This is a genomic window from Streptosporangium amethystogenes, assembly GCF_000721075.1.
In the GTDB taxonomy this organism is placed as follows: Bacteria; Actinomycetota; Actinomycetes; order Streptosporangiales; family Streptosporangiaceae; genus Streptosporangium; species Streptosporangium amethystogenes.
In genome coordinates, this window is sequence record NZ_JOEQ01000017.1 from 124,938 (window position 1) to 140,742 (window position 15,805).

At 69.0% G+C, this 15,805-nt stretch carries 15 protein-coding genes and 1 pseudogene; 14 read left to right on the forward strand and 2 right to left on the reverse strand.

Features of this window, described 5'->3' with window-relative positions; translation table 11 throughout:
* Positions 1–84: 84 nt before the first annotated feature.
* On the forward strand, positions 85–990 hold the full coding sequence (locus IG98_RS0124345; protein WP_030916465.1) for an alpha/beta fold hydrolase: 906 nt from the start codon (positions 85–87) through the stop codon (positions 988–990).
* Between the two features lie 132 nt (positions 991–1,122).
* Here IG98_RS0124345 and IG98_RS0124350 read toward each other — a convergent pair whose 3' ends face one another.
* Together IG98_RS0124350 and IG98_RS0124355 are read right to left on the reverse strand one after the other, a co-directional pair.
* A complete protein-coding gene (locus tag IG98_RS0124350; RefSeq protein ID WP_030916467.1) occupies positions 1,123–1,608 on the reverse strand; it encodes a GNAT family N-acetyltransferase in 486 nt (161 codons plus the stop codon).
* Positions 1,609–1,813: 205 nt separating this feature from the next.
* On the reverse strand, positions 1,814–2,203 hold the full coding sequence (locus tag IG98_RS0124355; protein ID WP_157594485.1) for a hypothetical protein: 390 nt from the start codon (positions 2,201–2,203) through the stop codon (positions 1,814–1,816).
* Positions 2,204–2,713: 510 nt separating this feature from the next.
* Between IG98_RS0124355 and IG98_RS0124360 the strand changes: the two genes are divergently transcribed.
* The 13 genes and pseudogenes from IG98_RS0124360 (at position 2,714) to IG98_RS0124420 (ending at position 15,755) form a co-directional block, all read left to right on the forward strand.
* Positions 2,714–3,445 (forward strand): alpha/beta fold hydrolase, encoded by a 732-nt coding sequence (locus IG98_RS0124360; RefSeq protein WP_030916473.1) that lies wholly within the window; start codon positions 2,714–2,716, stop codon positions 3,443–3,445.
* A 302-nt stretch (positions 3,446–3,747) separates the two neighbouring features.
* Positions 3,748–4,263: a DUF4240 domain-containing protein gene (locus tag IG98_RS0124365; RefSeq protein WP_037971121.1), complete on the forward strand. Its 516-nt coding sequence runs from the start codon at positions 3,748–3,750 to the stop codon at positions 4,261–4,263.
* Between the two features lie 233 nt (positions 4,264–4,496).
* Entirely contained in the window at positions 4,497–5,414 is a 918-nt protein-coding gene (locus IG98_RS0124370) for a helix-turn-helix domain-containing protein (RefSeq protein WP_030916479.1), read from the forward strand.
* A 256-nt stretch (positions 5,415–5,670) separates the two neighbouring features.
* Positions 5,671–6,156: a hypothetical protein gene (locus tag IG98_RS50775; protein ID WP_051752794.1), complete on the forward strand. Its 486-nt coding sequence runs from the start codon at positions 5,671–5,673 to the stop codon at positions 6,154–6,156.
* A 207-nt stretch (positions 6,157–6,363) separates the two neighbouring features.
* The gene (locus IG98_RS0124380) at positions 6,364–7,092 is read left to right on the forward strand and encodes a TetR/AcrR family transcriptional regulator (RefSeq protein WP_211264082.1); all 729 of its coding nucleotides are present in this window, start codon (positions 6,364–6,366) and stop codon (positions 7,090–7,092) included.
* Positions 7,089–9,620, forward strand: a complete 2,532-nt coding sequence (locus IG98_RS0124385; RefSeq protein WP_030916490.1) for a PEP/pyruvate-binding domain-containing protein — start codon at positions 7,089–7,091, stop codon at positions 9,618–9,620. The genes IG98_RS0124380 and IG98_RS0124385 overlap by 4 nt, the downstream gene beginning before the upstream one ends.
* A gap of 38 nt (positions 9,621–9,658) precedes the next feature.
* Positions 9,659–9,841, forward strand: a pseudogene (locus tag IG98_RS0124390) (winged helix-turn-helix transcriptional regulator); the annotation flags it as partial.
* Positions 9,842–10,011: 170 nt separating this feature from the next.
* On the forward strand, positions 10,012–10,530 hold the full coding sequence (locus IG98_RS0124395) for a SigE family RNA polymerase sigma factor (RefSeq protein ID WP_030916497.1): 519 nt from the start codon (positions 10,012–10,014) through the stop codon (positions 10,528–10,530).
* Positions 10,527–11,621, forward strand: coding sequence for a hypothetical protein (locus tag IG98_RS0124400; RefSeq protein WP_030916501.1), 1,095 nt, complete (start codon positions 10,527–10,529; stop codon positions 11,619–11,621). Before IG98_RS0124395 ends, IG98_RS0124400 begins: the two co-directional genes overlap by 4 nt.
* 79 nt (positions 11,622–11,700) lie before the next feature.
* On the forward strand, positions 11,701–12,228 hold the full coding sequence (locus tag IG98_RS0124405; protein WP_030916505.1) for an O-acetyl-ADP-ribose deacetylase: 528 nt from the start codon (positions 11,701–11,703) through the stop codon (positions 12,226–12,228).
* 112 nt (positions 12,229–12,340) lie between these two features.
* Positions 12,341–12,694: a hypothetical protein gene (locus IG98_RS50780; protein WP_157594486.1), complete on the forward strand. Its 354-nt coding sequence runs from the start codon at positions 12,341–12,343 to the stop codon at positions 12,692–12,694.
* A gap of 492 nt (positions 12,695–13,186) precedes the next feature.
* Entirely contained in the window at positions 13,187–13,648 is a 462-nt protein-coding gene (locus IG98_RS52625; RefSeq protein WP_211264083.1) for a hypothetical protein, read from the forward strand.
* Positions 13,649–13,937: 289 nt separating this feature from the next.
* A complete protein-coding gene (locus IG98_RS0124420; RefSeq protein ID WP_169750171.1) occupies positions 13,938–15,755 on the forward strand; it encodes a M48 family metalloprotease in 1,818 nt (605 codons plus the stop codon).
* Positions 15,756–15,805: the final 50 nt, after the last annotated feature.

Here is a 15,805-nt window from a genome sequence, read left to right on the forward strand (position 1 = left end):
AACTATGAAAACAGTAGCATCTACTTCGATTATCGAAGTAGAGTCACGACGAGGCGCACTCGGCCCTGACCCAGGAGGCACACCATGCACGACAGCCGGCAGACCGCGAGCCCGTCCCAGGCCACACCGCAAAAGACAGTGCACGCCAACGATGTCGACTTGGCCGTACAGGCCTTCGGCGACCCGGCTGCCCCCGCGATCCTGCTCATCTCGGGTGCGGAGTCGTCGATGGACTGGTGGGACGACGACTTCACCGCCCGGCTCGCCGCGTCCGGCCGGTACGTGATCCGCTACGACACCCGCGACACCGGCCGCTCCACGACGTTCCCGGTCGGCGCGCCGACGTACACACAAGGCGACCTGCTCGCCGACGCGGTCGGCGTGCTCGACGCGTACAACCTGGCCGCAGCGCACATCGTGGGCATCTCGATGGGCGGGGGCCTCGCACAGCGGCTCGGCGTCGAGTACCCGGAACGGGTCCTGTCGCTCACCTTGATGTCCACCAGCCCCGGCGGCCCCGGTGGTCCGGACAATCCCGACCTGCCGCCGATGAGCGAGGCGTTGACCAAGATGTTCGAGGAGCCTGCCTCCGGCCCCGACTGGTCCGACCGCGACGCGGTCATCGCGTACTTCCTCGCCGCCGAACACGCCTTCTCCGGCACGATCCCGGTCGACGAGGACCGTGTACGCCGCACCGCCGGGCGCGCGTTTGACCGCAGCCCGGTCCCGGCCGCCGCGTCGAACCACTGGATGATCGAGGGTGGCGAGCCGATCCGCCCCCGTCTCGGCGAGATCACCGCACCGACCCTGGTCCTGCACGGTACTGAGGACCCGCTCTTCCCCTATGGCCACGCCGAGGCCCTGGCCCGCGAGATCCCCGATGCATCGCTGATCCCACTGCCCGGCGTGGGCCACCAAATGCCGCCCTACCAGGTGTGGGACACGGTCATCCTGGCGATCGTCGGACACACCGGACCCCGCGTGCGGTGACCGGCCGCGGTCGCGATGCCTGATCCAGGCCACTCGTCCGGCCGAACCGCCGCCCCCTCGCGACCGCGCCGTCTCACCCGGTCGACGCTCCGTTATGAGGCTCCCCCTGTAGCCCGGTCACCGATCCGTTGGTTATCCGAGGGTGCGGACCATGAGCCGTTCGCGGAGGCTTGGATCGTTGGTGTGCGGCTGGGACTCGTCGGTGGCTTCGAAACCCAGGCGCCGGTACAGCCGGGCGGCCCTGTCGTTCCCGTCCACGACCCACAGCTCGATCCTGCGATGTCCCTGTTCGGCGGCCCACTCAAGGACCTCCTCGCAGAGAAGGGCGGCGGCCCCGGTGCCTCGCATGGCCGGGTCGACCCACATGCTGTACACCTCGACCGCTCCACCTCGGTCCTCGGGCACCCAACCTCCGGCGACCCCGACCACCTCGCCCTCGACGACCGCGACCACCTTCACTCCGCGCTCCGGCCGCATCCGGGCACGCCACTGCGCCTCGTCATACGCCTGTTCCCGCGCAAGGGAAGAGGAGAAGGCATAGGGCGCGTCCGCCAACGCCGCAAACCGGACGTCCCGAAACGTCTCCCACTCCTCGGTCGTCAGACGACGGATCTCCATTCGGCATGCCCTTTCCTCTGCTAAATGGAGCCCCACGCTACAAGCTGCCTCCCGCTTCGGTCACTCGATATTCGACCCGTCCGCCCGTCTTCGAGAAGCGGGGCCGCGCGACGGTCGCCCAAACGCCGGACGCGCGGTCGTCCACCGCTCCCAAATCCTGCTGATCACCGTCATGGGCCGGCCCCCACGGCGCGCAGGACAGGCCTCAGCACCAGTTCACGGTGCCGCTCACGAGCGTCGCGTTGTCGTTGGAGATCCACCCCTTGGTCTGGGTGCCCTGCACACGGCCGTAGTTCCAGACTTTCCCGGAGTCCGGGTTCAACACCATGCACCAGACGTAAAAGATGGTGCCTTCACTGAGAAGAGTGATGTTCCCGCAGACCGAACCGATGCCGTTCTTGAGGTTGTAGTTGCCCTTCATCTTCAGGACCTGGTTCGAGTTGTTCTGGACCGAGTTCTGATGACACTCCGCCGCCTGGGCGGACGCGGACGAGGCGCCGGCGATCCCCCCCAGAGCAGTCATCAGGATCGCCGAGGCCAGGACTGCTGCCGTCTTCCGCTTGATCCGCTGTACGCGCATGCGCAACTCCTTCATGACGACCAATGACATGGGAACAACTGCCGACTGCCCATGGGCGCTGAGGGCGATCGCCTCGAAAATTCGGCGAATCGGTAATTGACCGTTGAATCCGTACCAAGACGGTAAATGATTGCGTGCTTCAGGGCGTCAACCAACGGGATTGATCTCCTACCGCGTCCGGTGTAACCGGCATTACAACCAGCGCGGTAGACGAGCCACCCGGACGGAGGCTGACTGTCGGCGCCTTCTGGTCGGGTGAACCGCACAGATCACAGGGTTCGTCGCGAGAGGGGCGACGGGCATGAAGGAGGAGGAAGGTTTCTGGGACCTGATGGATCCCGCGTGGATAGACGACTTCCTGGCAGCAAACGATCGACTTCTGCGGGCGTTGCCGCACCACCCCGACATCAAGGCGTCCTACGGCGCTACGGCAGGCGGGTGGCCGTGGAACAGCCATCACGGTGACGGTTTCGACTCACCTTCGGCGTCGACCGGTCGTCGTCGACAGCTGGGAGGATGCGGGACATGTATGTCCTTGAGGCCGGTGACGCACACGCTCCTTCCATTCTGTTGCTGCACGGTGGTGGCGTCGCGGGGTGGATGTGGCGTCCGACGCTGGAGCGGCTCGCCACGACGGCCCGAGTGATCATTCCCGACCTTCCCGGCCACGGCCGCAGTGCGGACGAGGCGTATCGATCGCACGAGGAGACCGCTCAGGCTGTGGCGGGAGTCCTGGAGGAACGCGCACCGCACGGCGCGATGGTCGCGGGGTTCTCGTTGGGTGCGCAGCTCACGATCCTCCTCGCCGCGACACGGCCCGATCTTGTCACCAATGCCGTCGTCGTGAGTGCGCAGGCCAAGCCTCTTCGGTTCCCACGGGCGACCCTTGGGCTCCTCTCCGCGACCGCACCGCTCGCCCGGCAACGGTGGTTCGCGAAGCTCCAGGCGAAGGAACTGTTCATCCCGGACGAACTGCTGAGCGACTACCTTCGCGACAGCGCTCGCGTGAGTCGTGAGACTCTTCTCGCCGGCGTCGGCGAGAACATCCGCTTCACCCTTCCCGCCGGCTGGGCCGACTTCAAGAACCCGGCACTGGTGATGGTGGGGAAGAAAGAGCGGAAGCTGATGCGTGATTCCGCACGCATCATCCACGATTTCCTCCCGGGCAGCCAGATGACCTCCGTACCGGAATGCGGCCATGGCATCCCTCTGCAGCGCCCGGACCTGTTCGCCCGGATCCTGGCCGACAGGGTGTGAGCAGCCTGGTAGGGACGGTTCCAGGCGTCAGGGTGTCGGATACTGCCGCCGACGCGGCCAAGCCAGGTCTCGTACGGGGTTCGGATCAGGGGATTCACCGGTTGGCACCCGACGTCCCGAGCCTTCACGCCCCCGCGGGGCTCCCGGCCACACCTGCTGAGGATGGCCGCCCATTCACTGGGGGGTGCCTCTCCCAGTGTGTGAGGAGAGACGGTGACCGGCACGGGAGCTGACTGTCAGCGCCTTCTGGTTAGGTGAGCAGCACAGATCGCAGGGTTGGTCACGAGAGGGGCGACGAGCATATGAAGAACGAGGAAGGTTTCTGGGACTTGGTGGAGGCGGCCTGGGCACCGCTGGGGGTGGAGGTCAATCAGGCACGACAGGCACTGACACATCGGACGCCCGCCCCCGGCGAGGACCCGCATGGCGAGCCGCCGTCTGCCGTGGTCGAGGCCGCGCTGAAGGAGTTCCTGAGCAACCTCGGTTCCCTCAGCGAGGGGTTGCCGGCGGACGAGCTGACGGATCTCGATCGGGTGGTCGAGGCCAAGCTCCATGACCTCGACCGCGCGGACGTCCACGCGGTCACCGGCGGTTCCGACGACGGTTTCCTCTACGCGCGCGGCTTCATCGTCGCGCTGGGCCGCGACTTCTACACCGCGGTGGCCGAAGACCCGAAGAAGGCGGTGCCGGACGCCGAGTGTGGACGGATGGGTTACTTCTTCGCCCACCTGCACCGCGAGCGTCACGGAGCCTTCCCGGACACCGGATCGAAAATCTCCCGCGAGTCGTTTTCGAACCCGGTCGGCTGGTCCGGCTGACCCACCACCCGTGAGGCTCGTGTACGACATGGAGCCACGTTCCGAAAAACCGAGGACCGTGAGGGACACCAAGCGTTTTCCCAGCCGGCGTACGGTCATGTGCGTGCTACGGGGGAAGCTCGTCCTACGACGTCCGGAGAGTGTCACCGCATGTGGTGATCGCCGGTGAAACGGCGGGATCATCGGGCCGAGGAGCTTGACTCTCCAGTGACTGGAGGGTTGATGCTGTTGCGGTGAACGACCGCGACCAACTGCTCACCATCGGACAGCTCGCGGACCGCACGGGCCTGTCGGTGCGTACGATCCGCTTCTGGTCCGACATCGACGTCATCCCGCCGACGCGCCGGTCGACGGGCGGCTTCCGCCTGTACGACATGGAGGCGGTGGCCCGGCTTGACCTGGTGCGAACGCTACGCGAACTGGGGCTGGACCTCGACACCGTCCAGAAGGTCCTCACCAGGCAGTGCACGGTGGCCGATGTCGCGCGGGCACATGTGCGGGCGCTGGACACCCAGATCCGCTCCCTCCATCTGCGCCGGGCAGTGCTGCGGTCGATCGCCCAACAGGAGAGCACGACCGAGGAGATGATGCTCATGCACAAGTTCATCCGCCTGTCCGCTCAGGAACGGCAGCGAATGATCGACGACTTCGTCGACCGTACGTTCGACGGCATCGACCCGCAGGCACCGGGGGCCCACATCGCGGCCTCGATGCGCCAGATCCCGGCGGAACTGCCGGACGAACCCACCCCGGAACAGGCGGAGGCCTGGCTGGAGCTCGCCGAACTCGTGGGTGACGCCGGCTTTCAGAAACGGGTACGCCAGATGGCGGTGGCCGGCACCACAACTGGCGACGATTCCGGGCCGCAGCCGTACGACCCCGCGCTTGTCCTCGAACACGCCGGGAGAGCGGTGGCGGCCGACATCAGCCCCGAGTCGGCCGAGGGGAGGGCGATCCTGGATCGGATCGTGGATCCGGAGCTGCCCGCCGGAGACCGTGCCCGGGTGGCCGAGGCGGTGGAGACGTTCACCGACCGCCGGGTGGAGCGGTACTGGCAGCTTGTGGGCGTGCTCAACGGCAGACCGCCGTTCCCGCCCAGAGTCCCTGACTTCGAGTGGTTCATCGCCGCGCTGCGCGTATCCGCGACCTGACCCGGGCCTCAGCCCTCCCCCAGTGGGAGGGCTCAGCTTCCCCCGACGAGCGGTCGGCGTCGGGTCGGTTCGCCCTATGGCCCGCTGTCTGGGGGACCATGCCTACTCACCCACCGCGACACCCCACGAACGCGCAATCCAGCAGACCAGTACATTCGCTGACGGAGTCCCGGCGGGGAAGCTGTCCCTGGTCTTCTTCCGGTCCGCAGCGGACAATCCACCCGAGAGAATTCTTCTACCTCGTGGAGGATCGAGCATGGCCGCGATCAAATGTGGTCTGCCGGCCATCGGCGCACTCGTCATGCTGGCGGCGGGATGCTCGGCGAGCGGTCCGGCGCCCAGAGCCGAAGGCGCCCGGCCGCCGGTCGGCGGGTGCGTTTCCCCCGTCACCCGGGACGCGCTGCCCACCTGGGCGAGGACAGGGTTCAGCGATGACGGCTCGGGCGTGCCCCACGTGTTCGGCGAGCACGGCGACATCATCGCTGTGCTGTTCAGCCATCCGCTGGTGGCCTCCACCGATCCCGAGGTCACGAACAAGATTCTCTGGGTCTCGCGGCTGCCGCAGCAGCCGATGCGGCCGCTGACCATCAAGGCGATGCTGGACGGGACGACGACGTCGGTGGTCCGCGAGATCGGCGGAGGCCCTGGGCCTTCGTCGGTCAACCTGCCCAAGGCGGGGTGCTGGCGTCTGACGTTGAACTGGTCCGGACACAGCGACGCCATCACGCTCAGCTTCACCTGACCGGCGAAGGGCGGCGACTTCCCGCCCGAGTGAAGGGTCATCTCGCGTTCGAGCCGGTCAGGGGCTCGGCAGCGGGGGCGTCGGTTCGGGGTGTCGGTCGTGCTCGCCCGACACCCCGACGGTGTGCTATCAATTAAATGACCAGATAAACCCATACGGTCAAATTTTTGGGAAATGGCGGGGGTCGTGGAGTCACGGACCAGAAGAGTGGGACGGCCACCGCAGGACGCCTCGCAGCGGCTCGCGCGAGCGCACCACATCCTGGACATCGCCGGCGACCTCATCCTGCGCTGGGGGTACGACAAGACCACCGTCGAGGACATCGCCCGGCGGGCCGGGGTCGCCAAGGGCACGATCTACCTGCACTGGAAGACGCGCGAGGAGCTGTTCGCCGCGTTGCTGCGCCGCGAGCGGGTCGAGATGATCATCGAGGTGCGCAGGCGGATCCGGGAAGGCCCCGCCACCCTCCGGGAGCTGCTTCGGCTGCTCGCCTCCGAGACCCTGAGCAGGCCCCTGATCCGGGCGAGTGTCCTGGGCGACTCGGAGGTGCTGGGCAGGCTCACCCGCCAGAAGCGGGACCGTACGGCGGGCGCCGAGCTGGACGCCGGCTTCCGGGGCTACTTCGACACACTGCTGGAACACGGCGCCCTGCGGAGCGACCTGTCGTCCGCCGAGCACGTGACCACGCTCGCCTCCGTCCTGTACGGGTTCCTGAGCGTCTCGCCGATGATGCCTGCCGGGTACCGGCCGGCCGACGAGCGCCTGGCGGAGCTGATCGCCGACACCGTCGGCAGGGCGCTGGAGCCCGGCGGCCCGACCCCGGCCGCCGACGCCCGCGCGGTGGCACGGGCCACCCTGGAGTACGTCGATGCCGTCGTGGAGGCCGCGCGGCGGAAACTGCGCGTCTCCCTTGGCTCTGAGGAGAGTACGCCTTGAAGATCCTCCCCCTTGACGACGAAGCGGCCGACCTCGCCCTGGCGGGCGGCAAGGGGGCCTCGCTGGCCCGGCTGGTCCGCGCGGGCCTGCCGGTTCCCGGGGGCTTCCACGTCACCACCGACGCCTACCGCGACTTCGTCTCGCGCGACGGCCTGAACGACCAGATCATGGCGGCCGTCTCGGGCACGCCCCCCGAGGAGGCGTCCCGGCACATCGCGGCGCTGTTCGCCGCCCGCCAGATGCCCGCGGAGACCGCCGCCGAGATCCGCGCGGCCCACGCGAGGCTCGGCGCGGACGTGCCGGTCGCCGTGCGCTCGTCGGCCACCGCCGAGGATCTTCCCGACATGTCGTTCGCCGGTCAGCAGGACACCTACCTCAATGTCCGCGCCGACGCCCTGCTGGACGCGGTCGGTCGCTGCTGGGCCTCGCTGTGGACCGCGCGCGCCATCGCCTACCGGGCGGCGAACGGCGTACCGCACGACGGCGTGGCACTGGCCGTGGTGGTGCAGGAGCTGGTGGAGGCCGACGCGGCGGGCGTCCTGTTCACCGCGAACCCGGTCACCGGCGCACGCGACCAGGTCGTGATCAACGCCTCCTGGGGACTGGGCGAGGCCGTCGTGGGCGGACAGGTGACGCCCGACACCGTGGTCATCGCCAAAACGGCCGGGGCCACCGGGGAGATCGTCGAGGAGCACGTCGGCGACAAGACCGTCATGACGGTCCGCACCCCCGGCGGCACGCGTGAGGAATCCGTGCCCGAGGAACTGCGCCGCCGCCGCGTGCTCGACCGCGAGCAGGCCCTGCGGCTCGCCCGGCTCGCGACGGAGATCGAGAAGCTGTACGGGACGGCCATGGACGTGGAGTGGGCCAGGCGCGACGGGGCGTTCCTCGTCCTGCAGGCCCGCCCGATCACCCGGCTCAGGCAGCGGGTCGAGGAGTGGAACGACAGCCTGGCCGGCGACTACCTGTGGACCGGCGCCAACCTCGGCGAGGCCATCCCCGACGTGATGACGCCGTGTACCTGGTCGCTGGTGCAGATCTTCATCGGCGAGGCGATGTCGACGTCGAAGATGCCCGGTTTCAGCGTGGTCGGCAACATCGGCGGCCGCTTCTACATGAACCTGAGCCTCGCGTTCTCGGTGGCGCGGGCCATGGGCATGGGGAGCAGGCTCGGCGCGATCGAGCAGGTCTTCGGCAAACTGCCGCCCGGCCTGGAGGTGCCGCTGCTGCCGGCCTCGCGCTGGCAGATCGTCAAGGGCGTGCTGCCGCCCGCCTTCGCCCTGCTCAGGCGGGTGACGGTCAACACCAAAAGGATGCGCCCCTTCCTGGCCACGGCGCAGGAGCGCTGCACGGCGCTGCGCGAGCGGACCGCCGCCACCGCGACCACCGACGAGCTGGTCCGGCTCTGGGAGGCCGAGCTGCTGCCGTACTTCGTGGAGTCCTGCCAGGTCCTGGAGGCCGCCGGGCGCCAGGGCGGCAACGCCCTGGTCATGACCCGCGACCGGTTGCGCGAGCTGGTGGGTGAGCGTGACGCCGAGGCCATGCTCACCGGTGCCAACACCGACGGGGAACTGGCCAGTCTCCAAACGATCATCGGCCTGGAGCGGCTCGCCGCCAAGGAGATCGACCGGGAGACGTTCGCCCGGGTATACGGGCACCGGGGCGCGCACGAGTTCGAGGTCTCGATCGCCCGTCCCGGCGAGGACCCGGGATGGATCGACGCGCAGCTCGCGGCCATGCCCGAAACCCGGGAGCACGCCGGCACGCTGCTCGACCGGCAGCGGGAGGCGCGCGAGGCGGCCTGGAAGCGCTTCGGAGAACGTCATCCCGGCAAGGTGGCGAAGACGCGAGAGCAGGTGGCGCGGTGGAACGCGATCGTCCGCGACCGGGAGACGGCCCGCTCGGAGGTGATGCGCGCCTTCTGGGCGCTGCGCGCCTTCGTCCTGCGGGCCGGAGAGCTCACCGGCCACGGTGACGACCTGTTCTTCCTGCGGATCGAGGAGATCCTCGCCGTGCTGCGCCGTGACGCGTCCCCCCTGGAGAAGGTGACGGTCCGGCGGGCGACGTACCAGCGGTACGCCGCGCTGCCCGCCTACCCCACGCTGATCGTCGGTCATTTCGATCCGGAGCGCTGGGCCGCCGACCCCGGCCGGCGCGGCGACATCTTCGACGCCCGCGGGGGCAGCGCCCCGGTGAGCGAGACGGTGACCGGCTTCCCCGGGGCGCCCGGCATCGTCGAGGGGATCGTCCGGGTCATCCCCGGTCCCGAGGACGGCGACCGGCTCGCCCCGGGCGAGATCCTCGTGACGACGCTGACCAACATCGGCTGGACACCGATGTTCCCCCGTGCCGCCGCGGTCGTGACCGACATGGGCGCACCCCTGTCGCACGCCTCGATCGTCGCCCGCGAGCTCGGCATCCCGGCCGTGGTCGGCACCGGCAACGCGACCATGCGCCTGCGCGACGGCGACCGGATCCGGGTCGACGGCGAGCGTGGCACGGTCGAACTGCTGACACCGCATCCGTGATCTCCGGAGTCACCGGCGACGCCTGGGAGGGGTGGGCCATGGTGGTCGCGCGGAGGCCGGGGGCGTACGTATGCGGGATCGACGCGGCGATGGACGTGATCGGCGGCAAGTGGAAGGTGCTGATCCTCTGGGCGCTCGACGAACGGGCGTGCCGCTTCGGTGAGCTGCGCAGGCTGGTGCCGGGGGTGACCGAGAAGGTGCTCGCCTCCCATCTGCGAGAGAACGCCGGCGGCCGACCGTCCTTGCGATCTCGTCCGAGGCGGTTGGCCCGCTGACCCCTCTTCTCCGGGATGACACCGTGGACGCCGCTGGTTCCGGCGCGAAAAGCGAGGAAGGGCTACAACCATTCGCCCGGTGAGTCGCGTTGGGAACGGGCGAGAGGAGATCCACTTTGACCCATCACGATGGCTTTCGCGAGTTCGTGCTCGCCCGCCAGCAGGCGCTGATGCGGACCGCCTACCTGCTCACGGGAGACACCCACCTCGCCGAGGATCTACTGCAGAGCGTCCTGATCAAGGTCGCGGGGCATTGGCCCAAGTTCTCCAAGGGCGGCAATCCGGAGGCGTACACGCGCAAGGCACTGGTCAACCAGTACATCTCCTGGTGGCGTCGGCCGCGTCTTGAGTCACCGAGTGCCGACCCACCGGAACGCGGCGTCTCCTACGACGAGGCCGCACTCGACCGGATCGTGCTGCGCCAGGCACTGGCCAGGCTGACGCCCAAGCAGCGTGCCGTGATCGTGCTGCGCTTCTGGGAGGACCTCACCGAGCCGCAGACGGCCGAGGTGCTCGGCTGCTCGGTGGGCACCGTCAAGAGCCAGGCCTATCACGCGCTGACCCGCCTGCGCACACTCGCACCCGAACTGACGTACCTGCTGTCCGATTCCGAGATCAGGGAGGTGGCCCAATGAGGAGGCTGCGTGAGGCACTGGACGGTATCGCCAACGAGGTTCCCCTGGTGGACCTGGCCGATCTGGTCGTCGCCGGCCACCGGCGCAGGCGGCGCACCACCCTGACACTGACCGCCGTCGCGGCGGTCGCGGTGCTCGGCGCGGCGACAGCGGCTGCGGCTGTGGCGCTGCCGGGGTCGCGTGGCGACTACACGGCGACACCGCAGAACGTGGACGCGGTGCCCGATCTGCCCGACGGCAGGGTAGGGGCGATCAGCCATGCGTACCAGACGCAGTGCAAGGTCGACGCGGAGCGGCGGCTACCACCCGACTGCGGCGCCATCGAGTGGCGGGTGGTCACCCGCACCGGCACGACCTACCGGGTGCCGCAGGCGCTCGTCAGGAACACCAAGGATCGCCCCGCCCCCGTCGCGATCAGCCGGGACGGGCGCATGTTCGCCTACTACAGCCGTCAGGCCCAGGCGCACGTGGTCCGCGATCTGGTGAGCGGCTCCGAGACGACCTCCTCCGTCACGGTGAAGGAGGAGCGGATCGGGTTGGGGTCCATGCTCACGCTCTCCGACGACGGCCGCTATCTGATCTTCGACCCGAGGGAGGGGAGCAAGGACCCCGGGCTGCTGATCGACGTGCGGACCGGCAGGACGGTGTCGGTGCCCGGTAAGTTCGAGGCGGTCAGCATCAAGGACGGCGTCGCCTCCCTGGTCCGGTACGTCAAGACCGACCTGTGGCTGATGCCCGTCACCGGTGGAGGCACGCCGGTGCGCTTCGACGGCGTGTTCATCATGTTCAGCGAACTCTCCCCAGACGGCCGCACGGTGGCCGCCGTCGAGTGGCAGAGACTCGAGAGTCACACGCTCACCCTGCTCGACGCCAAGACCGGGCGGCTCCTGCGGAAGGTCGCCATCCGCGGCCTGCCGAAGGACGGTGGCCTCTCCGGCACCGCTCTCTGGCGGAGTGGCTCCGAGGTCACGATCGTCTACTCGAACAAGTCCCCGGAGACCTACGCGGTCGACATCAACACCGGACAGGCCCGGCGACTGGCCCGCTACCCCGGCAACATCGCGCACCTGACCCTGCCTGGAATCACATAAACCGTCAAATAGCACCAAAACGACCGAGGGGTGCGGCCGCTCCGACCGGGGGCGGAGTTCTGCTGGCAGACTCGGCCGCATGGAGATCACGCTGGTCCAGGGGGACATCACCGCTCAGGATGTCGACGCCGTCGTCAACGCCGCCAACTCCTCGCTGCTGGGAGGCGGCGGGGTCGACGGGGCCATCCACCGGCGCGGCGGCCCCGCGATCCTGGCCGCCTGCCGTGACCTGCGGGCCTCGCACTACGGCAGGGGGCTGCCGATCGGCCAGGCGGTGGCCACCGTCGCGGGCGACCTGCCGGCCCGCTGGGTCATCCACACCGTCGGGCCGGTCTTCTCCGCCACCGAGGACCGCTCGCACCTGCTGGCCTCCTGCTACCGCGAGTCCCTCCGGGTCGCCGACGAACTGGGCGCGACCAGCGTCGCGTTCCCCGCGATATCCACCGGCGTCTACAGCTGGCCCGTCGACGACGCCGCCCGCATCGCGATCGACACCGTACGCGTCGCGCCGACACAGGTCACGGACCTGCGGTTCGTACTGTTCACCCCGGACGCCTACGGCAGCTTCGAAAGGACGCTCGATACCGCGGACCCCAGTGGGCGGTGACACGGCCGGCAGGCCGGCCTGATTCAGGAGCCGGGCGGCCCCCGCGCCCGCCTGGCTTCCGGGCGGCATCGAGGGGAGCTTCGACGCGGACGGGCTCAGCGCCGAGGGGCGGGTGGATCTCTCCCAGGCCCGCATCTCGGGGTCGCTGAACCTGCACGACGCGATCCTGTCCGCGCCGGGCGGCCGTGCCCTGACCGCCCGGCAACTCCAGACCCGCGAGCTGGACCTGCGCCCCCGGCGGACACCCGAGGGCGAGGTCGACCTGCGGCACGCCCAGATCGGGGTCATCCGCGACGACCCCGCGACCTGGTCACCGCGCCGCCAGGACGGTCTCGGCGCCGAACATGATCAGCACACCGGCCGCCGGCAGTGCGCCGCCCGAGGCGAATCAGGGCCGGCTGGCCGCCCTGCGCGACGAGCAGGTGGGGCGGGCGCTCGCGTTGATCCACCGCAACCGGACCGATGATCTCCCGCTCTCCTGGTCGGCACAAGAAGACAGGACGTGAACGGTCACAGAAAGGGCACCATTCCGTGGCGGGAGAATCCACATGACTCCGGCATCCAGCGGTGACACATCGGATCCGTTGACGCCTTTGGCGGCAGGATTCACGAAAGAAAGCTCCAGCCCAACCGGCCGAAAAACCATATGAGGACCGGCCGTTCCTTGGCCGATATTACCGCCCACCGGCCGCGGAAGCCTGCCCTGACGGCTTCACCCGCGGATCTCCTCGTTTCGGCAGATGCGACGGCCCGCCGGGGCGTCGCATCATGGACCGAGCGCTGCAATTAATCATCATCACAAACTCCTATCGAAAAGAATGGGGTGCGTGTCAAGCGAAAAGGTGCGACTTAATCTGGATATCTTGGCCCGGGAAGGCAGGGCGGCGTGGGCGTGGCCTCGTATTCAGAGGGGAATTCGCGCGAGCCGCGCGGCGGACGCGGGGTTGTCATCCGTGTCGTGGCCGATGTGGTGAATGGGGTGGCACCCGAGGAACTGCCTCTGGTCAGAGCTCTGAACTCGGTCGGTTACACGGACGCGGTGCGCCGCCTGCGGCGTGCGCGGACGCGGAGGGAGCCGCTGGGCTTCGGGCTTGAAGAGGTCACGGCCCTGGTCACCGCGGTGGTCTGGATCGCCGTGGACGAGGCGCTACGCGAGTCGGTGAACGGAGTGCGGCAGCGGGTGGCGAACCGTCTGCGGACCCTGCTGCGCAGGCCGGCTCCCGAACCGGTGGTCCTGCCGCTGACCCGGGAGCAGCTGACCTCGGTACACGCTCGGGTGCGGGAGCTGTCGGTCCAGGCGGGACTGGCCGAGGAGCGCGCCGGTCAGATCGCCGACAGCGTCGTCGCCCGGCTCGCTCTGGAGCTTCCTCCGAACACGACGCCTCCGGGCACGACGCCTCCGAGCGTGACGGAGGGGTGACGGCGATGGCCGGGAATGACCGCGTGACCGACGCGGATCTGGCCACCTCCGGTACGACACTGCGTTTCGCGTTGCTGATCCTGCTCCTGCTGGCCAGTACGGCTTCGATGATCGGTGACACCATCCTGCCGGTCATGGTGACAAGTCCCGATACCGGTTTCGGGGTGTGCATGCTGGCGGCGGGGGCCGCCTCCCATGCCCCGGCGACAACGGTGTTGAAGGTCCTCATTACACAGGATGAGGCGCTTCAGATCTGTTATGCCCGGTTCGGGGCTGACGCGACACCGTGGTGGCGTCCCACAGCCGCGGCGGCCGCCCCGTGGTGCTGGCCGCCGCGGTGCTGTACCTCGTCCTGCCCGCCTGGAAGTCACGGCGTGGCCGGGGGAGACCGGTCGGGGAAGGCCCCGAGGACGAGCTCGGGCGACTGCTGTCGGAGCTGGCGGCCCGCGCGGATGTGAAGGCTGTGCGGTTCACGGTGGATCCGGCCGTCGCGACGACCGGCGCGGTGGCCTTCGGGCGTCCCGGTCGCTACGTCGTGCGCCTGCACGGTGGGCTGCTGGCGCGCAGGTACGCGGACCCCGCCGGATTCGAGGCCGTGGTGCTGCACGAGCTGGCGCACGTACGGAGCGGCGACGTCCGCCTGGCGTACGCGACGACCGCGCTGTGGCGCGCCTTCCTGGTGGGGGTGTTTCTCCCCTATGTCGCATTGAAGGCATCGTTCCTGTTCACCGCGTTCACCTCCGGCAGCGGGTCGGTGCACTGGCAGGGTGCTGTCCCCTTCCTGTCGCGTGCGCTGACCCTGGCGCTCCTGCTGACCCTCGCACGCGCCGATCTGCTCAGGAACCGGGAGCTGTACGCCGACCTGGCCGCCGTACGGTGGGGTGCGTCGAAGTCGGTGTGGTCGAGGTACGACGACGCCCGCGCGCGCGGGCGCCGATGGATGATCGGGGACCTGTGGCGGACGCATCCGAGCTGGGAGCGGCGCAGGCGTTCGCTGAACGATTCCACCGCGTTATCGGGTTCACCGGCCCTGCCGATGCTGCTGACCGGGATCGCCACGCTGCTCACCACGACCACGCTGTCGCCGGTCCTGTCGGACCCGGCGATGGTGACGGTGTGCGTTCTCGTCGTCGCGGGTGTCGTCGCGGGCATCGTCGTCATGGCATCGGGGCTGGCGGCGGCCCGTGCCGTGGCCGCCGGGCGGCGGCCGCCTTCGGGAGTGCGGGCCGCCGCCAGCCCCGATGACGAGTGTCGTCGTGGCCGCGGCGCTGGTGAGCTGGACCGCGCGCCGTTATCGGCTGGTCACGGGTCTGATCGCGGGGGGCGTGGCGTCGCCGGTGGCTCTGGGCGGTGCGCTGATCATCGGGTCCTACGACGGGTGCCTGTGGCCGTTGAACACGTTGTCGTCCTTCTGTTCCTGGAATCCCGCCCCGATCTGGAGTGTACTCAAGGTCGATGTGCCGTTACTGATCGGCATGACCATGCCCGCGGCGGCGGTGACGGTTCTGGTCTTCGGGCTCTGGAAGAACCGGTTTCGCGGCGGATGGTGGATGACCAGGGGTGGTGGGGGGCACGGCGGATGGCGGTCGCCTCGCTGTCGGCGGCGGTGTTCTTCCTGGCGTTCTTCTTCGGCACATGGGCGGGCCCTGCCGGGGAGCTTCCTTCGACCGTTCGCACTTTCACGGCCGAGGACTTTCTGGATCAGGCCCCGCCCTTCGTGGAATCCGCCGAGTTGAGGAGGGAGCAGCGGCGCGCGTGGGTCGCCGGTGGCATGGATCTGTTCGAAGGGCTGGTGAGGGATTTCGGCTCCGCCGATGAGGCCATGGGTGCCCAGGGGCTCGGGCGGCCCGAGCGGATCGTCATGGCGCTGAGGACGCTCATCGCCGGAGTCAAGCGGGCCGAGCGATATTTTCCTGTTCCCGACGCGGCAGAGCAGCGGGTCTGGGCCGAGTTGCTGGCGGGCATGGAGCGGGAGGCGACCGGGGCGCTGAACGCTCTGAACCGCGAGGATCAGGCTGTTTTCGGGGAGTCGATGAAACAGTTGAGGACATCCATGGAGCAGATGGTGGGTCTCGCCCAACGGCTGGCGACGATGGCACCGGGATGACGGGGTGGGTTCCGCCCGATTCAGGGCGCCGGGAGTTCTAAGCTGTCCGA

Coding starts and splice junctions, on each gene's coding strand:
- IG98_RS0124345 (WP_030916465.1), top strand. CDS start 85: ATGCACGACAGCCGGCAGACCGCGAGCCCGTCCCAGGCCACACCGCAA.
- IG98_RS0124350 (WP_030916467.1), bottom strand. CDS start 1,608: ATGGAGATCCGTCGTCTGACGACCGAGGAGTGGGAGACGTTTCGGGAC.
- IG98_RS0124355 (WP_157594485.1), bottom strand. CDS start 2,203: ATGAAGGAGTTGCGCATGCGCGTACAGCGGATCAAGCGGAAGACGGCA.
- IG98_RS0124360 (WP_030916473.1), top strand. CDS start 2,714: ATGTATGTCCTTGAGGCCGGTGACGCACACGCTCCTTCCATTCTGTTG.
- IG98_RS0124365 (WP_037971121.1), top strand. CDS start 3,748: ATGAAGAACGAGGAAGGTTTCTGGGACTTGGTGGAGGCGGCCTGGGCA.
- IG98_RS50775 (WP_051752794.1), top strand. CDS start 5,671: ATGGCCGCGATCAAATGTGGTCTGCCGGCCATCGGCGCACTCGTCATG.
- IG98_RS0124400 (WP_030916501.1), top strand. CDS start 10,527: ATGAGGAGGCTGCGTGAGGCACTGGACGGTATCGCCAACGAGGTTCCC.
- IG98_RS0124405 (WP_030916505.1), top strand. CDS start 11,701: ATGGAGATCACGCTGGTCCAGGGGGACATCACCGCTCAGGATGTCGAC.